The organism is Pseudoxanthomonas putridarboris (genome assembly GCF_038321125.1).
Classification (GTDB): domain Bacteria; phylum Pseudomonadota; class Gammaproteobacteria; order Xanthomonadales; family Xanthomonadaceae; genus Pseudoxanthomonas_A; species Pseudoxanthomonas_A putridarboris.
In genome coordinates this window covers 331,103-353,062 of record NZ_JBBWWT010000004.1, presented here as the reverse complement: position 1 = coordinate 353,062, position 21,960 = coordinate 331,103, and the positions used below count along the sequence as shown (strand labels likewise).

General features: G+C 67.5%; 24 protein-coding genes. 9 read left to right on the top strand and 15 right to left on the bottom strand.

The window, feature by feature from the left end; all coding sequences use genetic code 11:
* Positions 1-435 precede the first annotated feature (435 nt).
* A complete protein-coding gene (locus AAD027_RS11585) occupies positions 436-987 on the top strand; it encodes a YdeI/OmpD-associated family protein (protein ID WP_341726175.1) in 552 nt (183 codons plus the stop codon).
* Positions 988-1,230: 243 nt separating this feature from the next.
* Here AAD027_RS11585 and mfd read toward each other — a convergent pair whose 3' ends face one another.
* The 6 genes from mfd to gcvA form a co-directional block, all read right to left on the bottom strand.
* Positions 1,231-4,437 (bottom strand): transcription-repair coupling factor, encoded by a 3,207-nt coding sequence (mfd, locus tag AAD027_RS19065; protein ID WP_486660059.1) that lies wholly within the window; start codon positions 4,435-4,437, stop codon positions 1,231-1,233.
* Positions 4,438-4,924: 487 nt separating this feature from the next.
* Positions 4,925-5,197: a DUF4242 domain-containing protein gene (locus tag AAD027_RS11575; protein WP_341726173.1), complete on the bottom strand. Its 273-nt coding sequence runs from the start codon at positions 5,195-5,197 to the stop codon at positions 4,925-4,927.
* A 98-nt stretch (positions 5,198-5,295) separates the two neighbouring features.
* Positions 5,296-5,844, bottom strand: coding sequence for a GNAT family N-acetyltransferase (locus AAD027_RS11570; RefSeq protein WP_341726172.1), 549 nt, complete (start codon positions 5,842-5,844; stop codon positions 5,296-5,298).
* 55 nt (positions 5,845-5,899) lie between these two features.
* The gene (locus AAD027_RS11565; protein ID WP_341726171.1) at positions 5,900-6,853 is read right to left on the bottom strand and encodes a DUF808 domain-containing protein; all 954 of its coding nucleotides are present in this window, start codon (positions 6,851-6,853) and stop codon (positions 5,900-5,902) included.
* A 71-nt stretch (positions 6,854-6,924) separates the two neighbouring features.
* The gene (locus tag AAD027_RS11560; RefSeq protein WP_341726170.1) at positions 6,925-7,782 is read right to left on the bottom strand and encodes a 23S rRNA (adenine(2030)-N(6))-methyltransferase RlmJ; all 858 of its coding nucleotides are present in this window, start codon (positions 7,780-7,782) and stop codon (positions 6,925-6,927) included.
* Positions 7,779-8,744, bottom strand: coding sequence for a transcriptional regulator GcvA (gene gcvA / locus AAD027_RS11555; RefSeq protein WP_341726169.1), 966 nt, complete (start codon positions 8,742-8,744; stop codon positions 7,779-7,781). Before gcvA ends, AAD027_RS11560 begins: the two co-directional genes overlap by 4 nt.
* Before the next feature lie 99 nt (positions 8,745-8,843).
* On the opposite strand from gcvA, the gene AAD027_RS11550 reads away from it, so the two are divergent.
* The 8 genes from AAD027_RS11550 to AAD027_RS11515 all read left to right on the top strand — a co-directional run bounded on the left by AAD027_RS11550 (position 8,844) and on the right by AAD027_RS11515 (position 16,646).
* A complete protein-coding gene (locus tag AAD027_RS11550) occupies positions 8,844-9,542 on the top strand; it encodes an FMN-dependent NADH-azoreductase (RefSeq protein WP_341726168.1) in 699 nt (232 codons plus the stop codon).
* Between the two features lie 45 nt (positions 9,543-9,587).
* Positions 9,588-10,277, top strand: a complete 690-nt coding sequence (gene creB, locus AAD027_RS11545) for a two-component system response regulator CreB (RefSeq protein ID WP_341726167.1) — start codon at positions 9,588-9,590, stop codon at positions 10,275-10,277.
* 1 nt (position 10,278) lies between these two features.
* Positions 10,279-11,718 (top strand): two-component system sensor histidine kinase CreC, encoded by a 1,440-nt coding sequence (creC, locus tag AAD027_RS11540; RefSeq protein ID WP_341726166.1) that lies wholly within the window; start codon positions 10,279-10,281, stop codon positions 11,716-11,718.
* A gap of 346 nt (positions 11,719-12,064) precedes the next feature.
* Positions 12,065-13,441 carry a cell envelope integrity protein CreD gene (gene creD, locus AAD027_RS11535; RefSeq protein WP_341726165.1) on the top strand — a complete coding sequence of 459 codons (1,377 nt, stop codon included), beginning with the start codon at positions 12,065-12,067 and terminating at the stop codon, positions 13,439-13,441.
* Between the two features lie 8 nt (positions 13,442-13,449).
* Positions 13,450-13,869, top strand: a complete 420-nt coding sequence (locus AAD027_RS11530) for a hypothetical protein (RefSeq protein WP_341726164.1) — start codon at positions 13,450-13,452, stop codon at positions 13,867-13,869.
* Positions 13,870-14,089: 220 nt separating this feature from the next.
* Complete coding sequence (locus AAD027_RS11525; protein WP_341726163.1) at positions 14,090-15,100, top strand: MBL fold metallo-hydrolase; 1,011 nt, start codon at positions 14,090-14,092, stop codon at positions 15,098-15,100.
* 53 nt (positions 15,101-15,153) lie between these two features.
* Positions 15,154-15,759 (top strand): GNAT family N-acetyltransferase, encoded by a 606-nt coding sequence (locus tag AAD027_RS11520; protein WP_341726162.1) that lies wholly within the window; start codon positions 15,154-15,156, stop codon positions 15,757-15,759.
* On the top strand, positions 15,756-16,646 hold the full coding sequence (locus AAD027_RS11515) for a carbon-nitrogen hydrolase family protein (RefSeq protein ID WP_341726161.1): 891 nt from the start codon (positions 15,756-15,758) through the stop codon (positions 16,644-16,646). Before AAD027_RS11520 ends, AAD027_RS11515 begins: the two co-directional genes overlap by 4 nt.
* Before the next feature lie 132 nt (positions 16,647-16,778).
* Here AAD027_RS11515 and AAD027_RS11510 read toward each other — a convergent pair whose 3' ends face one another.
* The 9 genes from AAD027_RS11510 to AAD027_RS19055 all read right to left on the bottom strand — a co-directional run bounded on the left by AAD027_RS11510 (position 16,779) and on the right by AAD027_RS19055 (position 21,952).
* Positions 16,779-16,991 carry a helix-turn-helix transcriptional regulator gene (locus AAD027_RS11510; RefSeq protein ID WP_425605442.1) on the bottom strand — a complete coding sequence of 71 codons (213 nt, stop codon included), beginning with the start codon at positions 16,989-16,991 and terminating at the stop codon, positions 16,779-16,781.
* Positions 16,984-17,415: a hypothetical protein gene (locus tag AAD027_RS11505; protein WP_341726159.1), complete on the bottom strand. Its 432-nt coding sequence runs from the start codon at positions 17,413-17,415 to the stop codon at positions 16,984-16,986. Before AAD027_RS11505 ends, AAD027_RS11510 begins: the two co-directional genes overlap by 8 nt.
* Before the next feature lie 135 nt (positions 17,416-17,550).
* Positions 17,551-18,102 (bottom strand): phosphatase PAP2 family protein, encoded by a 552-nt coding sequence (locus tag AAD027_RS11500; protein ID WP_341726158.1) that lies wholly within the window; start codon positions 18,100-18,102, stop codon positions 17,551-17,553.
* Positions 18,080-19,225, bottom strand: coding sequence for a glycosyltransferase family 4 protein (locus tag AAD027_RS11495; RefSeq protein ID WP_341726157.1), 1,146 nt, complete (start codon positions 19,223-19,225; stop codon positions 18,080-18,082). The genes AAD027_RS11500 and AAD027_RS11495 overlap by 23 nt, the downstream gene beginning before the upstream one ends.
* A 141-nt stretch (positions 19,226-19,366) precedes the next feature.
* Positions 19,367-19,726: a hypothetical protein gene (locus AAD027_RS11490; RefSeq protein WP_341726156.1), complete on the bottom strand. Its 360-nt coding sequence runs from the start codon at positions 19,724-19,726 to the stop codon at positions 19,367-19,369.
* Positions 19,727-19,797: 71 nt separating this feature from the next.
* On the bottom strand, positions 19,798-20,142 hold the full coding sequence (locus AAD027_RS11485; RefSeq protein ID WP_341726155.1) for an antibiotic biosynthesis monooxygenase family protein: 345 nt from the start codon (positions 20,140-20,142) through the stop codon (positions 19,798-19,800).
* A 77-nt stretch (positions 20,143-20,219) separates the two neighbouring features.
* Positions 20,220-20,939, bottom strand: coding sequence for a DUF4386 domain-containing protein (locus AAD027_RS11480; RefSeq protein ID WP_341726154.1), 720 nt, complete (start codon positions 20,937-20,939; stop codon positions 20,220-20,222).
* A 111-nt stretch (positions 20,940-21,050) separates the two neighbouring features.
* Entirely contained in the window at positions 21,051-21,494 is a 444-nt protein-coding gene (locus AAD027_RS11475) for a hypothetical protein (RefSeq protein ID WP_341726153.1), read from the bottom strand.
* An 83-nt stretch (positions 21,495-21,577) separates the two neighbouring features.
* Positions 21,578-21,952: a nuclear transport factor 2 family protein gene (locus tag AAD027_RS19055; protein ID WP_425605441.1), complete on the bottom strand. Its 375-nt coding sequence runs from the start codon at positions 21,950-21,952 to the stop codon at positions 21,578-21,580.
* Positions 21,953-21,960: the final 8 nt, after the last annotated feature.

The following is a 21,960-nucleotide window of genomic DNA, read 5'->3' as shown; positions in this document are numbered from 1 at the left end:
CAATTCATCCAAGTCGAACCCGCTTCGCGGCGCGGCTTGACTCAGGCGTCAGGCCGCTGGAGACATATCTCGTGTGAGTCGTAGTTGCGTCAATCGCTGGCTTTCCGGGAGTAGCTCTTGGAGCTTCGGCTTCGCTTTATCTGGCACTATGGATAAGTGGACTTGTATCTTCGTATGAGCCGGCTGCGTGCGCCGTCATGCCCATTCTCCGCTACAGTTGGCTGGTCGAGAGCATCGCGCCCGAGGCCAGCGCTTGTCGGTTCGGGGGAAACCTCGTCCAACTGTCCGGGTGCAGGGCGCGGGATCCGGCGTGCGACCCCTGCTGAATACGGTGGTGCCGGCACCGAGGCGTTATCTGACGTGCACGGCGGGCTCTTGGTCCTTGCAATAGGGAAGATTCAAGACATAAGGCACTAGGTGCTGCTGGTGGGATCGATGAGCCGAGTCGCTACAAGGTTGCGTTTCAAGGCAAAACTGCTTCGCCCGGTCAAGTCGGGCAAGGAAAATTCCTGGACGTTTCTGGTCCTGCCAAAGTCCGCAAGTGAAAAACTCCCGCGGCGGGGCAGAACCAGCATAGAAGGCACTATCAACGGCCGTCCTTTTCAAGCCACGCTAGAGCCGGATGGTCAACTGAGCCACTGGTTGAAGGTCGACAAAGCGCTGCGTGAAGCTTCCGGCGCAGAGGTGGGCGACACGGTCACGCTGGAGATTGCTTCGATGGACAAGGAGCTGGAACCGAAGTTGCCGCCAGACTTCCAGGAAGCACTGGCCGCCTCGCCGGAAGCCGAGGCGGTATGGGATGCCACCACGACCATTGCCCGGATAGACTGGATACATTGGATCGAGTCCGCGAAACAGGCAAAGACCCGCAAGAGCCGGGTAGAGAGTGCGTGTGACATGCTGGCTTCCGGCAAAGATCGGGTTTGCTGTTTCGATCAGTCCGGGTTCTACAGCAAGAGCCTTAGTGCTCCCCGGGCCGAAGAGTAAGATTCCCATCATGTTGCGATACGCGCCTGGCAATTCATTCAAGCCGGCGCCGTTTCGCGGCACGAATTGATTCCGGCGTAGATTGCTTTGGAACAAGCATGGACGACGAATGCGAGCCGTCTTGAATCTCACCGTTCCCCCGCAACCCGTAGGAGCGCCCTCGGGCGCGATGCTCTTCGTTCGTGGGAGAGGCAAAAGCATCGCGCCCGAGGGCGCTCCTACAGGGTTGGTGCGTGAGGTGGTTTACGCCGCCAGCGTGGTCAGCAGGCCCTTGGCGGCGTTGAAGCGGTCCGGCGCTTCCGGCAGCGGCACCTTGATCCGCAACTTGTCGGGCCCGTCCATCGTGTAGAGCTTGGGCTGTTTCTGGATCAGCTGGATCACCGCCATCGGGTCGATGTTCGGCTTGCTCTCGAATACGATGCGGCCACCGGCTTCGCCCAGTTCCAGCTTGCGGATGCCCAGGACGTTGGCCGCCAGCTTCAGCTCGGCGGTGGCGAACAGGTACTTGGCCGGGTCCGGCAGCAGGCCGAAGCGGTCGATCATCTCCACCTGCAGGTCGCGCAATTCGTCCTTGTCGCGCGCGCTGCTGATGCGCTTGTACAGCGTCAGCCGCGTGTGCACGTCGGGCAGGTAGTCGTCGGGGATCAGCGCGGGCACGTTCAATTCGACTTCGGCGCCGCGGCGCTCCTGGCCCAGGTCCGTGTCGGGCAGGTGGCCGGCCTTGATCGAGCGCACCGCGCGCTCCAGCAGTTCGGTGTACAGGCTGAAGCCGACCTCGGCCATCTGCCCGCTCTGGTCCTCGCCCAGCAGCTCGCCGGCGCCGCGGATCTCCAGGTCGTGCGTGGCCAGGGTGAAGCCGGCGCCCAGTTCGTCCATCGAGGCGATGGCTTCCAGCCGGCGCTGCGCGTCGGCGGTGATGCTGCGCTTGTCCGGCACCACCAGGTAGGCGTAGCTGCGGTGGTGCGAGCGGCCCACGCGGCCGCGCAACTGGTGAAGCTGGGCCAGGCCGAACTTGTCGGCGCGGTTCATGATGATGGTGTTGGCGTTGGGGATGTCGATGCCGGACTCGATGATGGTCGTGCACAGCAGCACGTTGAAGCGCTGCTTCTGGAAATCCAGCATCACCTGTTCCAGTTCGCGTTCCGGCATCTGGCCGTGGGCGATGCCGATGCGCGCCTCCGGCACCAGTTCCTGCAGGTCGCGCTGCATGCGGCCGATGCTTTCGACGTCGTTGTGCAGGAAGTACACCTGGCCGCCGCGCGCCAGTTCGCGCTGGAAGGCTTCCTTCAGCATGGCGCCGTCCCACGGCGTCACGAAGGTCTGCACCGCCATGCGATTGGCCGGCGGCGTGGCGATGATGGACAGGTCGCGCAGGCCGGCCATGGCCATGTTCAGCGTGCGCGGGATCGGCGTGGCGGTCAGGGTCAGCAGGTGCACGTTGGCGCGCAGTGCCTTCAATGCTTCCTTCTGGCGCACGCCGAAGCGCTGCTCCTCGTCGACGATCACCAGCCCCAAGTCCTTGAACTTGACGTCCGGCTGCAGCAGCCGATGGGTGCCGACGATGACGTCGATGCTGCCGTCGGCCAGTTTCTCGAGTTCGGCCTTGATCTCCTTGGCGGTCTTGAAGCGCGACAGCACTTCCACCTTCAACGGCCAGTCGGCGAAACGGTCGCGGAAATTGCGGTAGTGCTGCTCGGCCAGCAGCGTGGTGGGCACCAGCACCGCGACCTGCTTGCCTGCACTGGCGGCGGCGAACGCGGCGCGCACCGCGACCTCGGTCTTGCCGAAGCCGACGTCGCCGCAGACCACGCGGTCCATCGGCTGGCTGGATTGCAGGTCGCGCAGCACCGCTTCGATGGCATGGTGCTGGTCGGGGGTTTCCTCGAACGGAAAACCGGCCGCGAACGGTTCGTACATCGCGCGGTCCAGCGACAGCGCCAGCCCGGCGCGGGCTTGCCGGCGCGCCTGGATTTCCAGCAGTTCGGCGGCCACGTCGCGGACTTTCTCGGCCGCCTTCTTCTTCGCCTTGGTCCAGGCCTCGCCGCCCAGCGAGTGCAACGGCGCGGTTTCCACCGAGGCGCCGGAGTAGCGGCTGATCAGGTGCAACTGCGCGACCGGCACGTACAGGCGGTCGCCCTTGGCGTATTCGAGCTCCAGGTATTCGCCGGGCGTACCGCCGGCTTCCAGCACCACCAGCCCGCGGTAACGGCCGACGCCATGGTCCTCGTGGACGATGGGCGCGCCTTCGCTCAGCTCGCCCAGGTCGCGGATGATGGCTTCCGGTTCGCGGCCGGTGCGCTTGCGCCGGTGGGGCTGGGTGGCGCGTTCGGGAAACAGCTGGCGCTCGGTCAGCACCGCGATGCGCGGATCATCCAGCGCGAAGCCGTCTTCCAGCGGCGCGACGGCGATGGCGAACCTGCTCCCTTCTCCCGCTTGCGGGAGAAGGGGGTCCGCAGGACCGGATGAGGGTGCCTTCAGTCTTGCGCCGGCAGCGCCCTCACCCTGGCCCTCACCCGCAAGCGGGAGAGGGGACGCCAGGAAGGCGCTGAAGTCGCCGACCACCTCCGGCTTCAGCTCGGCCGCCTGCAGCACTTCCAGCAACGCCTCGCGGCGGCCGGCCGAATCGGCGGCGATCAGCACGCGGCCCGGATAGTGGCCGAGGAAGGATTTCAGCGCTTCGCCCGCCGGCGCATCCTTCGCGGCGATGGGCAGCAGCGGCAGGGGCTGGTCGCCCAGCGGCAACGCATCGGCGTGGCGCGCGTGTTGCGGGCCGCAGACTTCCACCCGGTTGCCGTGGTTCAGGCGTTCGCGCAGCGCGTCCGGTGGCAGGTACAACTCGTCCGGCGGCAGCAGCGGGCGTTCGATGTCGTGGCGGCGTTGCTCGTAGCGGTTCTGCGTCTGCGCCCAGAAGGCTTCCGCGGCTTCGCCGAAGCCATCGGCCAGCACGGGCAGGGCGCGTTCGCCCAGGTAGTCGAACAGGGTGGCGGTCTGGTCGAAGAACAGCGGCAGGTAGTACTCCACGCCGGCCGGCGCATGACCCGACTTCAGGTCCTGGTACAGCGCGCTGCGGCGCGTGTCCACATCGAAGCGGTCGCGCAGCAGCGCCATCGCGCGATCCACCGAGCGTTCGTCCAGCGGCACTTCGCGGCCGGGCAGCAACTGCACGGCGTCGGTCTTCTCCAGCGAGCGCTGGCTTTCCGGGTCGAATTCGCGGATCGAGTCGATGCTGTCGTCCAGCAGCTCGATGCGCAGCGGCGCGTCGGCGCCCATCGGGTACACGTCCAACAGGCCGCCGCGCACGGCGAAGTCACCCGGGTCCAGCACCTGCGGCACGTGGCGATAGCTGGCCGCTTCCAGCCGGCGTTTCTCTTCGTCGAAGTCCAGCCGCTGGCCCACGCGGTAGTCGAAGCTGCCGCCGACGATGTGGCGCAGCGGCGGCAACCGCTGCATCAGGGTCTGCACCGGCACCACCACGATGCCCTGCTTCAGCGAGGGCAGGCGATGCAATGCGGACAGGCGCTGCGACACGATGTCCGGGTGCGGGCTGAACTGGTCGTAGGGCAGGGTTTCCCAGTCCGGGAACGGCACGACGGGCAACGCGGTGTCCACGCCCAGCAGGGTGTGCAGGTCGGCTTCGATCTGGTGCGCGTCATGGTTGTCGCGGACGACCACCAGCAGCGGGCCGTCGTGCGCGCGCGCGGCGGCGGCGATGAACCACGCCAGTGCGGTGGGCGAGGCCGGCGCGCGCCACCAGGCACGCGATTGCCCGCTGCGCGGCAGCGGCGGGACGGCGGAAGGGACGGGTGGTGCAGGCTTGCTTTTCTTGTCGGTCATGGGCGCACAAAACAACGGCAGCGCCGGACACAGGGTGTCCAGCGCAAAGGACGCACAGTTTACCGCGCCATCGCCCTCGAGCCGTGACGGCGCGAACGCCCGGCTATTCGGCGGTCAGCGGGTCGATGATCGTGGCGACGGCCGAGACGCGGTTGGCCGGGAAGCCGCCCCGCCGCGCGTGCTCGCGGACCATGTCCTCGTTGGGGGCGCGGTAGACGCAGTACACCTTGTCGCCGGTGACGTAGCTGTGTTCCCACTGCACCTGCGGGCCCAGTTCGTCCAGCACGCTGCAGGATTTCCGCGAGACGGCCTTCAGCTCGGCCGGCGTCATCAGGCCGGCGCCTTCGATCTCGCGTTCGATCAGGTAACGGGGCATGAGCGTCCTCCTCGGGCGATGCGGTCCGGACCGCATCCGGTGCCAGGGAATACGCCGAATCCGCCACGCAGGGGCCGACCACCGGTCGGCGCGAGGGCTCAGGGGCCGTCGTTGAGGTCCAGCACCACGCGCACCAGCCCGTTGCTGTCGTGCTCGCGCATGCGCTTGAAGCCCAGCGAGGCGGCCAGTTGCAGCATGGGCTGGTTGCTGTCCAGCACGTCGCCGTACAGGCGGTCCAGCTTCTTCGAACGGGCCCACTTCACCAGCTTGCGCATCAGGTGGCGGCCCAGGCCCTGCCCGGCGATGAAATGGCTGACCAGGATGGCGTATTCGGCCTCGCGCGTGCGCGGCACGATCGAGGCGCGCGCCACCGCGCCCACCAGTGCCTCACCGGGCGGCAGCGGTTCGGCGGCGACCAGGGCGAATTCGGTCTGCGGGTCCGGGTGGCTCAGGCGCTGGGCCATCTCGGGGGTGAGTTCCTTCAGCGCGTACAGGAAGCGCTGGCGGATCTCTTCCGGGCCCAGCAGGTTGAAGGCGCCCTGGATGGGGCCGGCGTCCTCGGGGCGGATCGGGCGGATCAGCAGCTCGCGGCCACTGGGCAGGCGGAAGTGTTCGTGCCAGGGCGGGAGTCGTTTCGGCGCGGTCATGGCGTCATGCTCGCATGAAATCCGGCGGGTCGGCGAGGGCGGCGGCGGCCGCGATTCAGCCGCTGTGGCGTTTGCCGCGCAGGCGCTGGACCAGCGTCACCACGGCCACGACGACGATGCCCGCCAGCATGCCCACCGCGGCGTTGAACAGCATGGCGAGCGCCCCGCCGAACGCGCCGGCCGCATAAGGTTCGATGAAATGGTGCAGCGCCGGGATGCCGTGCGCCAGGATGCCGCCGCCGACCAGGAACATGGCGGCGGTGCCGGCGACGGACAGGAACTTCATCAGCCAGGGCGCGCTGCGCAGGATGCCGTGGCCCAGTGCGCGCTTGAAGCCCGCCCAGCCGCCGGCGCGGCCGTCCGCGGCCAGCGCCAGGCCGGCGTCGTCCAGCTTCACGATGCCGCCCACCAGGCCGTACACGCCCACGGTCATGATCATCGCGATGGCCACCAGCGTCATCACTTGTTCCAGGAAGGGGCGCCCGCCCAGCGTGCCCAGGGAAATGACGATGATCTCGGCCGACAGGATGAAGTCGGTGCGGATGGCGCCGCGGATCTTGTCCTTCTCGAACGCGACCATGTCCACGGCCTCGTCCCGCACCGCCTTCACCCGTTCCTCGCGGCGCTGCTCGCTGTCCTGCTTGCCGTGCAGGAACTTGTGCGCCAGCTTTTCCATGCCCTCGAAGCACAGGAACGCGCCGCCCAGCATCATCAGCGGCGTCACCAGCGGGATGTCGTGGCCCTGGCCGTGCAGCCAGGTCTCCAGCGCGCTGATCGCCAGCGCGGCCGGCACCAGGAGCGCCTTGTTGACCAGCGAGCCCTTCGCCACCGCCCAGACCACCGGCAGTTCGCGGTCCGCCCTCACCCCGGTGACCTGCTGCGCGTTCAGCGCCAGATCGTCGCCCAGCACGCCGGCGGTCTTCTTGGCGGCGACCTTGGTCATCACCGACACGTCGTCCAGCAGGGTGGCGATGTCGTCGATCAGCGCGAACAGGCTGGATCCGGCCATGGAGAGCGTGTCGGTCGGGGGGAAGGGACGGGCGGCGATTCTCGCACAGCCCGTGTCGCGTGCCGGCGATGTCAGGCCGGTGCGTGCAGCCACTCCAGCCGGGTGCCGGCGCCGGGCTCGCCCAGCACCTTCTGCAGCACCGGCAGCACCGGGGCGATGGCCTGTTCCAGCTGCCACGGCGGGTTCAGCACCAGCATGCCGCTGCCGTTGAGGCGCAGCGGCGAGTCGTCCGGGCGCACCTGCAGTTCGGCCACGAAGGACGCCTTGGCCGGCAGCGCGGCGGCCTTGCGGAAGAACGGCAGCAGGCTGCGCCGTTGCTTGATCGGGTACCAGACCGCATAGGTGGCGCCCGGCCAGCGGCCCATCGCCTCGCGCAGGGCGGCGATGATCCGCGGGTACTCGGCGTCCTGCGCTTCGTAGGGCGGGTCGATCAGCACCAGCCCGCGCGCGATGCGCGTATCGCCGATGCGTGGCGGCAGCAGCGCCTTCATCGCCGCATAGCCGTCGCGCGCATGCACGGCCACGCGGCCGTCATGGGCGAACAGTTCTTTCAACGCCTGCGCTTCCTCCGGCTGCAGTTCGCAGGCGGCCAGCCGGTCCTGCTCGCGCAGCGCCTGCCCCACCAGCAGCGGCGACCCGGGGTAGGCGACCAGCACGCCGACCGGATTGTTGGCTTCCACCGCGCGCAGGTAGCGTTCGGCCGGTTCCGGCAGGCGCGGTTCGCCGGCCAGCTTGAACACGCCGTCCTCGGCCTCGGAGGTCTTGCGGCTCTCCACGCCGCCCAGCAGATAGCGCCCGCGCCCGGCGTGCGTGTCCAGCACGAAGAACGGCGTCTCCTTGCGCTTCAGTGCGTCCACGATGGCCAGCAGCACGATGTGCTTGAGGACGTCGGCATGGTTGCCGGCATGGAACGCGTGGCGGTAATTCATGGCGACAGTCTACGCGGGCGCCGGGAACGGCGCGTTCCCGGCGATGCCGCGTGCCGGCGCAGGAAGTGTTCGGCCTGTTCGCGCAACCATTGCCGCAATTGTGTCAGTGCGTCGTCGCCGTCCTGCTCCGGCCGCCACACCAGGTGCATGTCCAGCCCGTGCAGCACCGGCCCCAGCGGCGTGTGCAACGTGCCGTTGGCCAGTTCCTCGGCCACCAGCACGCGGCTGGCGAGCACGACGCCGTGGCCGGCGATGGCGGCCTGGATCGCATGGGCTTCGTCGCTGAAATGGGTCGCTTTCGGTGCGCTGGACGGGTGCACGCCCGCTTCGCGGAACCAGCGCGGCCAGTCGGGCGTGCCGGGTCCGCGTAGTCGCCACTCGTAGGCCAACAACGGCATCGCGGCGAGGGCCTCCGCATCGGCGGGTCGCCAGCGCGGACTGCACACGGGCAGGAATTCGCCGGGCATCAACGGCTCGGCACGGAGTCCGGGATAACGACCGCCGCCATAGCGGACGGCCAGGTCCACGGTGCCGGGACGCAGTTCCACGGGCGCATCCGACGCGTGCAGATGCAGGTCGAGGTCGGGCACGGCCTGTGCGAAGTCGCCCAACCGGGGCACCAGCCAGCGTGCGGCGAACGCGCGCGTCACCGACACCGTGACGATGCGCCGGTGCGAGCCGGGCCGCAGGTTGGACAGCGCATGCGCCACGCCGTCCAAGGCGTCGCGCATCGCCGGAAAGAGCGTCTGCCCGGCGTGGGTCAGCGTCACGCCGCGCGCGTGGCGCTCGAACAGGGGAAGTCCCAGCCGCTGCTCCAGCCCGCGTATCTGGTGGCTGACGGCCGTCGGCGTCAACGCCAGTTCGTCGGCGGCGCGCTTGAAGTTGAGGTGCCGCGCCGCGGCTTCGAACACGCGCAACGCGGCCAGTGGCGGGAGTTGCCTGTTGAGATGAGGTTGATTCATGTCTGGGGTGAGAAACGATCGCTTCAGTGCCGGCGCAGCATAGGAAATTATAGGCATGGCGGCGATGGGCCGCTTTCTTCATCCGATGAGAGGTGAATCATGGTCAGGTTGCTCCATATCGATGGCAGCGCCCGTCCCGGACGTTCGGACCGGCAGGCGCACGGGTCGCATACGCGCCGCCTGAGCGCGCGCTTCGTCGATCGCTGGCGCCAGCTCCGTCCTGGCGACGCGGTGGTCCACCGCGACGTCGGCGCATCGCCGCCGTCCCCCGTCAGCGGGGGCTGGATCCACGCCGCCTTCACGCCACCGGAGCGGCGCCTGCCATGGATGCGGGAAGCACTGCGCGAGAGCGACGAACTGGTGGACGAATTGATCGGCAGCGACCTGATCGTGGCCGGCGTTCCCATGTACAACTTCGGCATGCCCGCCCAGTTCAAGGCCTGGATCGACAACGTGGTGCGCGTCGGGCGCACCTTCGGCTTCGACAGGTCGCGGCCGGGCGAACCTTACTGGCCGATGCTGGCGGGGCAGGGCAAGCAACTGGTGATCCTGGGTGCGCGCGGCGACTACGGTTACGACGCCGGTCAGCGGCTGGCGCACGCCAATCACGTGGAGTCCGGCGTGATCACGCCCATGCGCTACCTGGGCATCGAGTGCGCCGGCAGCATCGCCGCGGAGTACGACGAGTTCGCCGACGAACGCCTGGCGGCGTCGTTGCGGCAGGCGGAACAGGCGGTGGATCGCCTGGTGGACAGCCTGGCGGGCGGGATTCCCGCGGTCCTGCCGGCCTGCGCATGATCCGGCCTATGGTCAGGCGCCGGTGCGTCCCGATATCCTGCGCGCATGCCGCGCGTACTGATTGCCGAAGACGAACCCGCCATCGCCGATGCCGTGCTGTACGCACTGCGCAGCGAAGGCCTGGAGGCCGAACACTGCCTGCTGGGCCGCGACGTGCTGCCGCGCGTGCGCGCCGGCGGCGTGGACGTGGTGGTGCTGGACGTGGGGCTGCCCGACGCCAGCGGCTTCGACGTCTGCCGCGACCTGCGCGCGGTGAGCGACGTGCCGGTGATCTTCCTGACCGCGCGCAACGACGAGATCGACCGGGTGCTGGGACTGGAACTGGGCGCGGACGACTACGTGGCCAAGCCGTTTTCGCCGCGCGAGCTGGTGGCGCGCGTGCGGGCGCGGTTGCGTCGCGCTTCCGCCACGGCCGCGCCGGCGGGCGATGCGCAGGGCTGGCTGGTGCGCGGCGAGTTCGCGGTGGATGGCGAAGGCCACCGCATCCGCTTCCGGCACCGGTCGCTGGACCTGACCCGTTACGAGTACGCGCTGCTGGCGGCGCTGCTGCAGCGGCCCGGCGCCATCCTGACCCGCGCGCAGTTGATGGACCGGGGCTGGGACAGCGACGCCGACAGCGCCGACCGCACCGTCGATACCCACATCAAGACGCTGCGCGGCAAGCTGCGCGCCGCCGGCGCCGATCCGGACCCGATCCGCACCCATCGCGGCCTGGGTTACGCCATCGAGACCTGACGTGCGGCTGGGCCTGCGGCTGTTCCTGGGCTTCTTCCTGATCGTCGGGCTGGCCGCGTTCTTCGTGATGCGGGTGTTCGTCCACGAAGTGAAGCCCGGCGTGCGCCAGGCCATGGAGTCCACGCTGGTCGATGCGGCCAACGTGCTGGCGGTGATGGCGGCCGACGACATGAAGGCCGGGCGCATCGCCGACGGCGAGTTCGCGCGCCGCATGGCCGAAGCCGACCGGCGCGACCTGAGGGCGCAGGTCTGGCGCTTTCCCAAGCGCCACCTGGACTACCGGGTGACGGTCACCGATGCCAAGGGCATCGTGGTGTACGACTCGCAGGGCCGCGACATCGGCCGCGACAATTCGCGCTGGAACGACGTCTACCGCACGCTGCGCGGCGAATACGGCGCGCGTTCCAGTCCGGAAGTGCCGGGCGACGACACGCGCACGGTGATGCACGTGGCCGCGCCGATCCGCGACGGCGACCGCCTGATCGGCGTGCTGACCGTGGCCCAGCCCAACCACACGCTAGAGCCCTTCATCCGCGCCAGCCAGCGCAGCATCCTGCGGCGCGGCGCATGGCTGATCGGGTTGTCCGCGCTGATCGGCGCGGTCATCACCTGGTGGCTGATGCGCGGTATCAACCGCCTCAACCGCTACGCACAGGCGGTCAGCGCGGGCGAGCCGGTGCCGCCGCCGCCGCCGCGCCGCGACGAGATCGGCGACCTGGGCCGCGCGCTGGAGGCGATGCGCCGCAAGCTGGAGGGCAAGGCCTACGTCGAGCAGTACGTGCAGTCGCTGACGCACGAGATGAAAAGCCCGCTGGCCGCCATCCGCGGCGCCGCCGAACTGCTGCAGGAGCCGCTGCCGGAAACCGACCGCCAGCGCTTCGCCCGCCACATCCAGACGCAGGAGCAGCGGCTCACCGAAACCATCGACAAGCTGCTGGCGCTGGCCGAAGTGGAACAGCACGGCTGGCTGCAGAAACGCGAGCGGATCGACGTGGGCGCGCTGATGGCGCAGGCGGCGCAGGGACTGGAGGGCAAGCTGGCTTCCCGCGGGCTGCACCTGCGGGTTGCGTCGCCCTCGTCGTCGCTGGCCGTGGAAGGCGATGCCTTCCTGTTGCGGCAGGCGCTTTCCAACGTATTGGACAACGCCATCGCGTTCTCGCCGGAAGGCGGAGCGGTGGACCTGGCGGTCGAATGGACGGACGACCAGGTCCGGATCGTCGTATGCGATGAAGGACCGGGCGTGCCGGACTATGCCGGCGAGAGAGTGTTCGAGCGTTTCTATTCGCTGGCCCGCCCCGACACAGGGCAGCGCAGCTCGGGACTGGGCCTGCCGTTCGTGCGCGAGGTCATGCGGCTGCATGGGGGCGAAGTGGTCCTGCGCAACCGTGCGGAAGGCGGGGCGGAAGCGGTGTTGTCCTTGCCCGTGGCCTGGATCGGCTAGCGGCGGGCTGATTCTTTTTTCTCCTGCATTGCGAGAGGAGTTTGCCCGTACTCAACGCGGGGTGGACTAAGGGCGCTTCTGGCTGGATCGCGGCCACGGTGGCAAGTTGTCTCCGTTCGCCCCTCACCCGGCTTCGCCACCCTCTCCCCGTGAACGGGGAGAGGGGACTATCCGGACATGGCGCAGCGCTTTCCTTCCTCCGCTCGCGGGGAGACGGGGCATGGCGCTACGTGCAAGCGGCTTCTCCCGGGATTTCCGGTGACTTCACACAGGCTTCAAACTCGCTCCCTACCGGTCGCACGCGGCACCGCGACGATGCACCCCGTGTTCAACCGGGGCGATCGAGATGAAATCACTGCGTTTGTTGTTGCGTTTCCTGACCATCGGCGGGCTGGTCCTGCTGCTGCTCATTCCGTTGATGATGATCCGCGGCACCATCCAGGACCGTGAGCGCTACCGCGCGCAGGCGGTGGAGCGGGTGTCGCAGAGCATGGCCGGCCCGCAGCAGGTGGTCGGGCCGTTGCGCGTGGTGCCGTGGAAGGAAACCCGGCGGATCAGCGTGAACAACGACAAGGGCGTTCTCGAACTGCGCGACGAGGTCGCCGAGGGCTATGTGTTCCAGGCGCCCAGGAGCCTGCGCATCGAGGGCGGGCTGAAGCCGGACACGCGCAGGATCGGGCTCTACGACGTGCGCGTGTTCGAACTGGATGCGCAGGTGAAGGCCGATTTCGATGAGCTGCCGTTGGCCGAGGCGCCGCGCCGCGAATACGGCGAGCCTTACCTGGTGGTGGGCGTGGCCGACGTGCGCGGGCTGGTCGGCACGCCCAGCGTGAAGATGGACGGACAGGCGCTGTCGCTGGAAGCGGGCACCGGCGCCATGGCCAACCGCCTGGCCGGCATGCACGCCAGGCTGCCGGCCGCCGCCGCAGGCGTGCTGGCCACCGGCCGGCTGGAGATGAACCTGGTCCTGGCCGGCACCGAATCGCTGGGCATCGCGCCGGTGGGCGACAGCAACCGGATCGCGCTGCACTCGGCCTGGCCGCATCCGCTGTTCGGCGGCCGTTTCCTGCCCAACGAACGCGAGATCGGCGGCGGCGGTTTCAGCGCGCGCTGGGAAATCTCGTCGCTGGCCAGCGACGCGCAAGGCCAACTGGGCGCCAAGCGCAGCGGCATGCTGACCCATCGCGATACGCGAGAGGGGGGCGGATACGATTCTCACGCCAACAACGGCGGCGCCGCCATCGACAGCGTGGACGTCAGCCTGGTGGACCCGGTCGACATCTACACGCAGGCCGATCGCGCCAGCAAGTACGGCATCCTGTTCGTGGTGCTGACGTTCGTGGGCTTCGCACTGTTCGAACTGATCAAGCGCCTGCCGATCCATCCCCTGCAATACCTGCTGGTGGGCATGGCGCTGGCGATCTTCTTCCTGCTGCTGCTCAGCCTGTCCGAGCACATCGCGTTCTGGAAGGCCTATCTGGTTTCGGCCGGTGCCTGCATCGGCCTGCAGTTCGTCTACCTTTCCGGCGTGCTGAAGAGTTGGCGGCGCGCGGCGGGCTTCGCGACGATGCTGACGGCGTTGTACGGCGTCCTGTACGGGTTGCTTGTGTCGGAGGACAACGCGTTGCTGATGGGCTCGCTGCTGCTGTTCGGCATCCTGGCCGCGATCATGTGGGTGACGCGCAGGGTGGACTGGTATGCGCTGGGCACGGAACTGCGGTGAGGTTCGCCATGCTCGATGTCGCCACCCTGCACCGGCGCGCGTGCCGCGTGCTGCCGGAGAAGATCCAGACGTGCGGCGTGCTGGCCGGCGCCATGGACGAGCCGCGGCTGGCCGTCCTGCTGCTGCCGCTTGCGCGCCGTCGGCAGGGCGGGATCGCGTACCGGCTGGCGGCGGCCACCCTCGCGGCGCTTGCGGCCGATCCGCTGGCATACCTGCAGGATGCGTACCGGGCCAGGGAAGGCCTGGGACGGAGGATCGCGCCGCTGCTGTATGGCGCGTGGAGGCAGGTCGGCCATGGCGGGATGGCCTGCTTCCATACCGTGAGCCGGGACGGACGCGCATCGCTGGCGCTGCTGCCGGCGCGGAAGCGGGCCGTCTATGCCTGGAACGACCATGGGCTCGCGGGAGACGGCATCCTGGCACCGTGACGGCCCAGGGAATGCTTGCCCCGGCCGGTGGCGCGCGATGGAATCCAGGGACGATGTCCCCGCGCATCACCGGCCTCCTTGCCGAAGGCGTACCGGTCCGCAGGCACCCGCGCCGCCGGGCATGACGACATGAAGTCTGGTTATGAGCGAATGGGCATGAGCCGCCCCCGCCGATCGAGGTGCCGCTTATGCTCGCGATGGTCCATGCCGGGAGTTCGTGATGTCCATGCCGACGCGATTGGTCTTCCTTGCCCTGCTGCTCGCGGGCGCCCTGCCGGCATTCGCCGCCGATCCCGCCGCGCCCCGCGTCACCGTCCTGTACGACGCCTTCGGCGACGATCCCGCGCTGGAGAAGGACTGGGGCTTCGCCGCGCTGGTCGAGGCCGGCGGCAAGCGCATCCTGTTCGACACCGGCAACGATGCCGGGGTGTTCGCCCGCAACGTCGAGGCCAAGGGGGTGGACCTGTCGCGGCTGGATGCGGTGGTGATGTCGCACCGCCACGCCGACCACATGGCGGGCCTGGTCGAAGTCCTCAAGGTCAATCCGCAGGTGCCCATCTATGCGCCGCAGGAGGGCTTCGGCATCTACGGCTCCTCGCTGCCGTCCAGCTTCTATCGCAAGGACGCGTCGCTGCCGCCGCGCATGCGTTACTACGACGGCCAGCCGGCCGAGCGCCTGCAGTTCGGCCGCGCGTGGCCCACCGGCAACTTCAAGCCATTGGCCGAGACCACGGAAATCGCGCCGGGCGTGTGGACGATCGCCGCGGTATCCGATGCGCCAGGCACGCGCGAGCTGCGCGAACTGTCGCTGGCGATCCGCACGCCGCAGGGGCTGGTGCTGGTGGTCGGCTGCTCGCACCCGGGCATCGCGCACATCGTGGACGAAGCGGTGAAGCTGGACCCGAAGATCCATCTGGTCGTGGGCGGATTCCACTTCGTCAACGCCGACGATGCCGCCATCGCCACGCTGGTGGACGCGCTGGAGTCCCACGATATCCAGTACATCGCGCCGGGCCATTGCACGGGCGAACCGACCTTCGCCGCGCTGCTGGCCGCCTACGGCGAGCGCTATCTCTACGCCGGTGTCGGTGCCGTGCTGGACTTCGCCACGGACGTCGGTGCCGCGCGTCCGCGCGGCATGGCGTTGACGGAAAGCGATCGCATCCACTATCGATTGCTGGCGCTGGAAGGCGAACGCTCGCACCGGCACCTGGCGCACGCCGATCCCTGAAGCGGCGGCCGTGGCGGCTGCGCGCGGACGGTCGCCGCCGCTAGACTAGCCGCATGACCGCCGCGCACACCATCGGCCTCTTCCGCGGGCCGGAGATCACCCCCTGGCTGGACGACGTGGCGCGCCTGCGCGTGGCGGTGTTCCGCGACTGGCCGTATCTGTACGAAGGCGATTTCGACTACGAACGCGACTACCTGGACGCGTACGCGAAGTCGGCCGAGAGCGTCTTCGTGCTGGCGGTGGACCGTGGCGAGGTGGTGGGCGCTTCGACGGGCCTGCCGCTGGCCGACGACACCGAGGCCTTCCGCCAGCCGTTCCTCGATTCGGCCATCGATCCCGACGAGGTCTTCTACTTCGGCGAGTCGGTGCTGTTGCCGGACTATCGCGGACGCGGCATCGGCCATGCCTTCTTCGATCATCGCGAGGCGCACGCGCGCGCACTGGGGCGCTTCCGCTGGACGGCGTTCTGCGCGGTGGACCGCGATGCCGACGACGCGCGCCAACCTACCGGCTTCCGTTCCAATGATGCGTTCTGGGGCAAGCGCGGCTACCAGCGGCAACCGGGCATGAGCATGCGGCTGGCGTGGGACGAGATCGGCCGGGGCAGGATCGACCACACCTTGACGTTCTGGCTGCGGCCATTGGAGGCGGTGCGATGAAAGTGGCCGTGGCGAAGTACCCGATCCAGGCGCCGGCCGATTTCGCCGCCTTCGCCGAGCGGCAGGCGCGCGTGCTGGGAGAAGCCGCCGGGCAGGGCGCGCGCATCGCCGTGCTGCCGGAATACCTGTCGCTGGAACTGGCCGCGACCTTCGACGATGCCGTCCGCGGCGACCTGCACGCCTCGCTGGCGGCCATCCAGGCGTATCGCGGCGACTGGCTGGCGCTGTACGCACGGCTGGCGGCGGAACTGGAATTGCACATCGTCGCCGGCACTTTCCTGCTGGCGCACAGCGGGGGCCGCTACCGCAACCGCAGCGACTGGTTCACGCCGCAAGGCAGGCATGGCTGGCAGGACAAGCTGCAGTTGACCGGCTTCGAGAAAGATACCGGCGTGATCGACGGCGGCGATGCGCTGAAGGTGTTCGACGCCGGGGAGGCGCGCGCGGGCATCGCGGTCTGCTACGACAGCGAGTTCCCGTTGCCGGTGCGCGCGCAGGCCGAAGCCGGCGCGCGCCTGCTGCTGGTGCCCAGTTGCACCGATACCGACGCCGGCGCCACCCGCGTGCGGGTAGGGTGCCTGGCGCGTGCGCTGGAGAACCGCATGTTCGTGGCGCAGTCGGTGACCGCCGGCGAAGTGCCGTGGAGCCCGGCGCTGGACGTCAACACCGGCGAGGCGGCGATCTATGCGCCGATGGATCGTGGCCTGCCCGCGGACGGCATCGTCGCGCAGACCGCGGGCGACCAGCTGTGGGCTATCGCCGACCTCGACCTCGACGCGCTGGAACGCAGCCGCGCCGAAGCCCAGGTGGCGAACGACCGCGACTGGCCCGGTCAGTTGCAGCCTGCCATCGTCCACGCGAGGGTGGAGACGTTCGACGCATCGTAGGAGCGGGCCATGCCCGCGATGCTCTTGCGAAGGTGAAGAGCGGAATGAAGGGTATCGCGCCCATGGGGCGCTCCTACAGGTGTCGGACACGCAATGGTTTGTAGGAGCGGGCCATGCCCGCGATGCTCTTGCTCAACGCTCCCAGCGGAACACGTCTTCCAGCGGCTTGCCGAACACCTCGGCGATGCGGAAGGCGCATTCCAGCGTGGGCGAGTACTTGCCCGCCTCGATCGCCGCGATGGTCTGCCGGGTCACGCCGACGCGCTCGCCCAGGTCGGCCTGCGTCATCTCGCCGGCCAGGAAGCGCAGCGTGCGGACCTGGTTGGCGACCCGGCCCTCAGACACGCAGGCCCCGGCGATAGGCATGCAGGATCAGCCCGGTGTGGACGGACTCGGAGACGGCGATGGCGAGCAGCGCGGCGTGCACGATGTCCCAGCCGCTGGTGGTGAAGGGCATCACGCAGCCGACGATGATGATGCCGGCCATCAGCGTGTAGTACGCGAACGACGATGCGCGGTACGCGATCAGCCGGTCGCGCTCGTCGGTCGGCGCGAGTCCCCCGCCTTCCTCCCGATTGCGCACGAGCAGGGCGGTGAGCGCGGCGATCACCCCCAGCGACCCGAGGGCCAGGGCGAGCAGGCCGATCCGTTGCCCCATGTGCATGGCCGCGACGGCGTCGGCGTTGACCGACAGATAGGTGAAATAGGCGCCGAACACGACGGCCAGTGCGCCGAGCCAGATCCAGGCGAAACGTTCCCGCGGCAGCATGGTGATCTCCCCGTTGGTGGATGGACGGGGAGGAATGTAGATGTCGTTTTACCTAATGTCAATAATATATAACATGAAGGAATATAAATGTAACTCAGAGTTCGCCCGGTTTGGCACCGGCTGCCCCCTGTGCGCTCAATCCAGCAGGCTGACGCCCGGCACCATCCAGATCGACAGCCCGGCCAGTGCCGAGCCGATGGCCGTGGCCGCCAGCACGTCGCTGGGGTAGTGCAGCCCCAGCACCACGCGCGACACCGCCACGCAGGCGGCGAAGGGGATCAGCAGCGGCGCCAGCATCGGGTAGTGCGCCAGCGCCACGATGGTGAACGCCACCGCATGCAGCGTGTGGCCGGACGGGAAGCTGAACTCGTCCAGCGGCGCGATCCACGCGCGGATGCGCACGTCCGACGCAAACGGGCGCGGCCGCCGCGTCCAGCGCTTCAGCAGCTTGTACAGCGTCAGCGCCACCACGCCGGTGCCGGCCAGGTGCGCGGAGGCGGCCAGGCCGTCCAGCCCATCGACGACGATCAACGCCGCCATCAGCACGTACCAGAACACCCCGTCGCCCAACCGGCTGACGATGGCGAAGAAGCGGCGCACGCCGCTCCATTCGCCCCAGCGGTTGGCGCGCAGGCACCAGCCGGCATCCCGGCCCTGGATGGCATTACGCGGTGGCGATGGACGCATGATGGCTTCCCCGTGTCTGGGCGAGTTCGGTCAGCAAGGCATCGAAATCGGTGGCCACCTGCTCTGGCCGCAGGGCGCGCATCGCGTCGCTGGCGGCCTGGCCCATGGCGCGGCGGCGCGCCGGATCGGCGGCCAGCCGCAGCGTGGCATCGACGAAGCCGGCATCGTCCTGCACCGCGGCCCCGTGCACGCCATCCAGAAGGTGTTCGCGCACGGCACCATAGTTGAAGGCCACCGTGGGCACGCCGCTGGCCATGGCTTCCAGGGTGACGTTGCCGAAAGTCTCGCTGTGGCTGGGAAACAGGAACAGGTCCCCGCTGGCGAAATGCCGCGCCAGCGCGTCGCCGCGCTGGACGCCGCAGAAAACGAAGTCCGGGTTGTCCTGCGCCAGCTTCGCGCGGGACGGGCCATCGCCCACCCAGACGAAGCGGGCATCCGGATGCTGCTGCTTCAGCGCGCGGAAAGCCTTCACCGCCAGTTCCAGGTTCTTCTCGGCGGCGATGCGGCCCACGTAGATCGCGACCAGGCCATCGGCGCCGACCCCCCACTGGGCGCGGAGATCGTCGTCGCGCCTGAGCGGGCTGAAGTGGCTGGCATCCACCGCCCGTGCCAGCCGCACCACGTGATCGAAGCCCTGCGACCGCAGGAATTCCGCCAGCTCGCGCGTCGGCACCAGCGTGGCGTCGGCGCCATTGTGGAAGCGGCGCATCCAGCGCAGTGCGGTGTGTTGAAGGAAGCGCATGCCGTAGTCGCGCATGTATTCGTCGAAGCGGGTGTGAAAGCCGGTGGCCACCGGGATGCCCAGCCGCCGCGCCGCACGCGATGCCGACCAGCCCAGCGGACCTTCCGTGGCCACGTAGATCGCGTCCGGCGGCGATTCCTTCCATTCCGAGATGAGGCGACGGGTGGCCGGCAGGCCGAACTTCAGGCCGGGATAGCGCGGCAGGCTTGCGCCGCGCACCAGCAGCGTGTCGTCCACCTGCATCGCATCCGTGGGCTGGCGCGGACGGACCACCGATACCGCATGGCCGCGCTGGCGCAGCCCGGTCTCCAGCCCCTGCACGGTCAGTGCGACGCCGTTGACCTCGGGCGGATAGGTTTCGGTGACGATGGCGTAGCGCATGCACAGCTCCACGTTTTGCGTATGCTGGGGCAGGGATGTGTAGCGCTTGTTGCGGAATGGTGACCGTGGGATGACGCCGGTCCGTTTGCAGGACTGGGGTCTACGCCCGAAATGGGTTCGACCTGAAGGGGCCACGTACCGCTAGCCGAAGAACACACTGAGCAGGGCCGCCAGTGCCAACATGACGATGACGGCGCCGATCGCGCCGATGACGAAGGGGAACAGGATGGCGGCGGCCCCAAGAACCGCCGCTCCGACGCATGCCCGCCTGGGTTCCCTGCGGGCGAAGCCGAACATGGCAAGGACGAACGCCAATCCGCCCAGGACGGACGTCGCGGCGATCACCAGGCGGTCCATGTCGACGGGTGGCTCGGGAACCCGTTCGGGAGCCGACCTGCCCAGCAGTCGGTCGACGGTCGTGTCGCGGATGGCGACGACCTTGTCCGCGATACGGTCTTCGATGGGAACGGAAGGCGCGGAAGCGCCGATCCAGAAATGCACGATGGCGACAAGCAGCGCGGCGGCTCCGAGAACCAGGCCGATGGTGCTGAGTTTGATGCGCCGATGTGGTTTCATCTGGCGCCTGCCAAGGCTGACACCGGCACCAGTTGATCCTCGACCGGATCAAGAAGTATCTCGGGGAAGTACTCGATGATCGAGTCGGCGACATCCGCTTGCGCCACCGGATCGACAGAGGGCAGCTTGAAGGCAGCGGCACGCGCCTCGGCGCTGGCCCACTGGGCGTAGGCATACCAGAGACCATCGTTGCCGCGATGAAGTCGCGAGCCGAGACCGCCCCGCTCGGAACGGATAAGCGACGTCAGCCTCGACCAGGCGGCGACGTACTTAGCCTCCTTGTCGGGATGAACGCGGGCGCGATAGATGACACAGAATCCGAGGCCTTCGATCATCGTCATGCATCCTTGATCCGTGCATTGGCGCCTTGCGCCAGAATCAAGCCGACCCGCGAAGCGGGTTCGGCTTGGATGAATTGTCAGGCCGCGTTGCGCTTGGAACCCCCGACCGATCGGAGCCCGACGATCATGAGCCAGAAGGCGGTCGTGATCTCTGCAATGCCGATGGGAGCCCAGCCGTATTGGACCATGCTGATGTACTCAGGAAAAACCAGAGCGACCAGATTACCGAGAAGCATCACGACCGAGCCAAGCATGCCCAGTGCGGCGAGAACTCTCGGGATGTATCCGGATTTGTAGAACAGATAGAAGAAGAGAAAGGAACCAGGGCCGAAGAACATCCAGGCAATGAAAAAGCCGCTGTCGGTGGCGCTGCCCGTGACCGAGGCCAGCGCCTGCAACTGCTCGTCCTGGAGGGCCGATCCAACGTCCTGGCTTATCGTGTATAGCCGTAGCGTCGCGAAGCTCCACATGACAGTGACGCCACCGACGAACGCTTCCCCAAGCCTGAAGAAGAGTGCGAGTCGAGCGAGCCGCTTGTTTACCGGCTCAAGGGCGACGTAAAGCGCAAATGACAGGACTACAAGGCTTGCCCAGGCGATCGTCATGCTCGTCAGCGCAGTGCGATAGAGGTGCTCGGAGGCAAGCACTCTCTCTGCGCTTTCCGCGAAAGTTCCGGTGCCCTTGATCCTGGATGGGACTAGCACCCCGAACACATTGGCCGCGTAGTTGAAGAGATAGACGAAGCCAGCGAGTCTGGCATACATGCGCTGAGCGCTACTAATCGAAGTCTCGTTCATCTCGCCACCACCTTGGTATGGGTAGGCCACTCAGATGTTCGGAAATCTCTCGCTGCGGTCTGGCGCCTGAATTCAGCCGCGCCGCGAAGCGGCGTCAGTTTGAACGAATTGCTAGGTCCCACCCGGCGGCGTCGACTGCAAACTAACGCGAATCCGAAAGGTTGGGTCTTGCGCGAGTTTTTTCATCTCTGACGAAACGGGCGAATCGGCTGTGGCAAGCAGGCGACGTACATCTATACTGTCGAAAATAGTCACTGCTAGTCCTTCAGGAACAGCGTCAATCAATATCTTTCCGTCGAAAAGTGTGAAGTCAATCCCCACAGTCCGCGCCGCTAGTTCTTGTACGTCATTTGGCCAGCGGCCGTACAAACCATGAAAAACACGAGCGGCTGCCGATACCTTAGTCGCCTCGTCAAGTATCGTAGTCTGTCTTTTGGTCAGTTCGAACTCTGAGTAACGAGTAACGGTCGCTACTATGTCAACGCCAGGTTCGGCTGCGCCGACTGGAACCATCGCTAGAGAGAGCAGAAACAGCAGGGCTATTCGATACCTCATGATGCTCTCCACTGGGGCCTAATGCCCGAGTCAAACTGCGCCGCGAAGCGGCGGCGGCTTGGATGAATTGTTGGGCCGCGTATTCAAAGGCCTGGCGCACCTACGCCGCAAACACTTCCGGACACAATCTTCCAATCAAGCTCGCTGCGCACCCATGTTCGCGTGTATCGGAAACGTCCCTCGAAGGCCTGACCACTCAGGGTCCCAGCCAGATTGGCCAACACTACCGTAATAGCGGTTGACCCATGCTGCTCAATCAGCAAATCCTCAATGCCTATGTGCGTGATCCGCTGTGTACCCGAGCGATATGATTCAAGATCATCCGCTTTGCCGTACAGACCACCATCTGGTCCTATGAAACAAAGTCTGTCGTCAATGAGCGCGTCAAGTTCTGAGACGTCACTCGTTAACATGGCAGTACGAAGACGTTCTTCTAGCTGTGCGATGTCAGAGTGCATAAATGTTT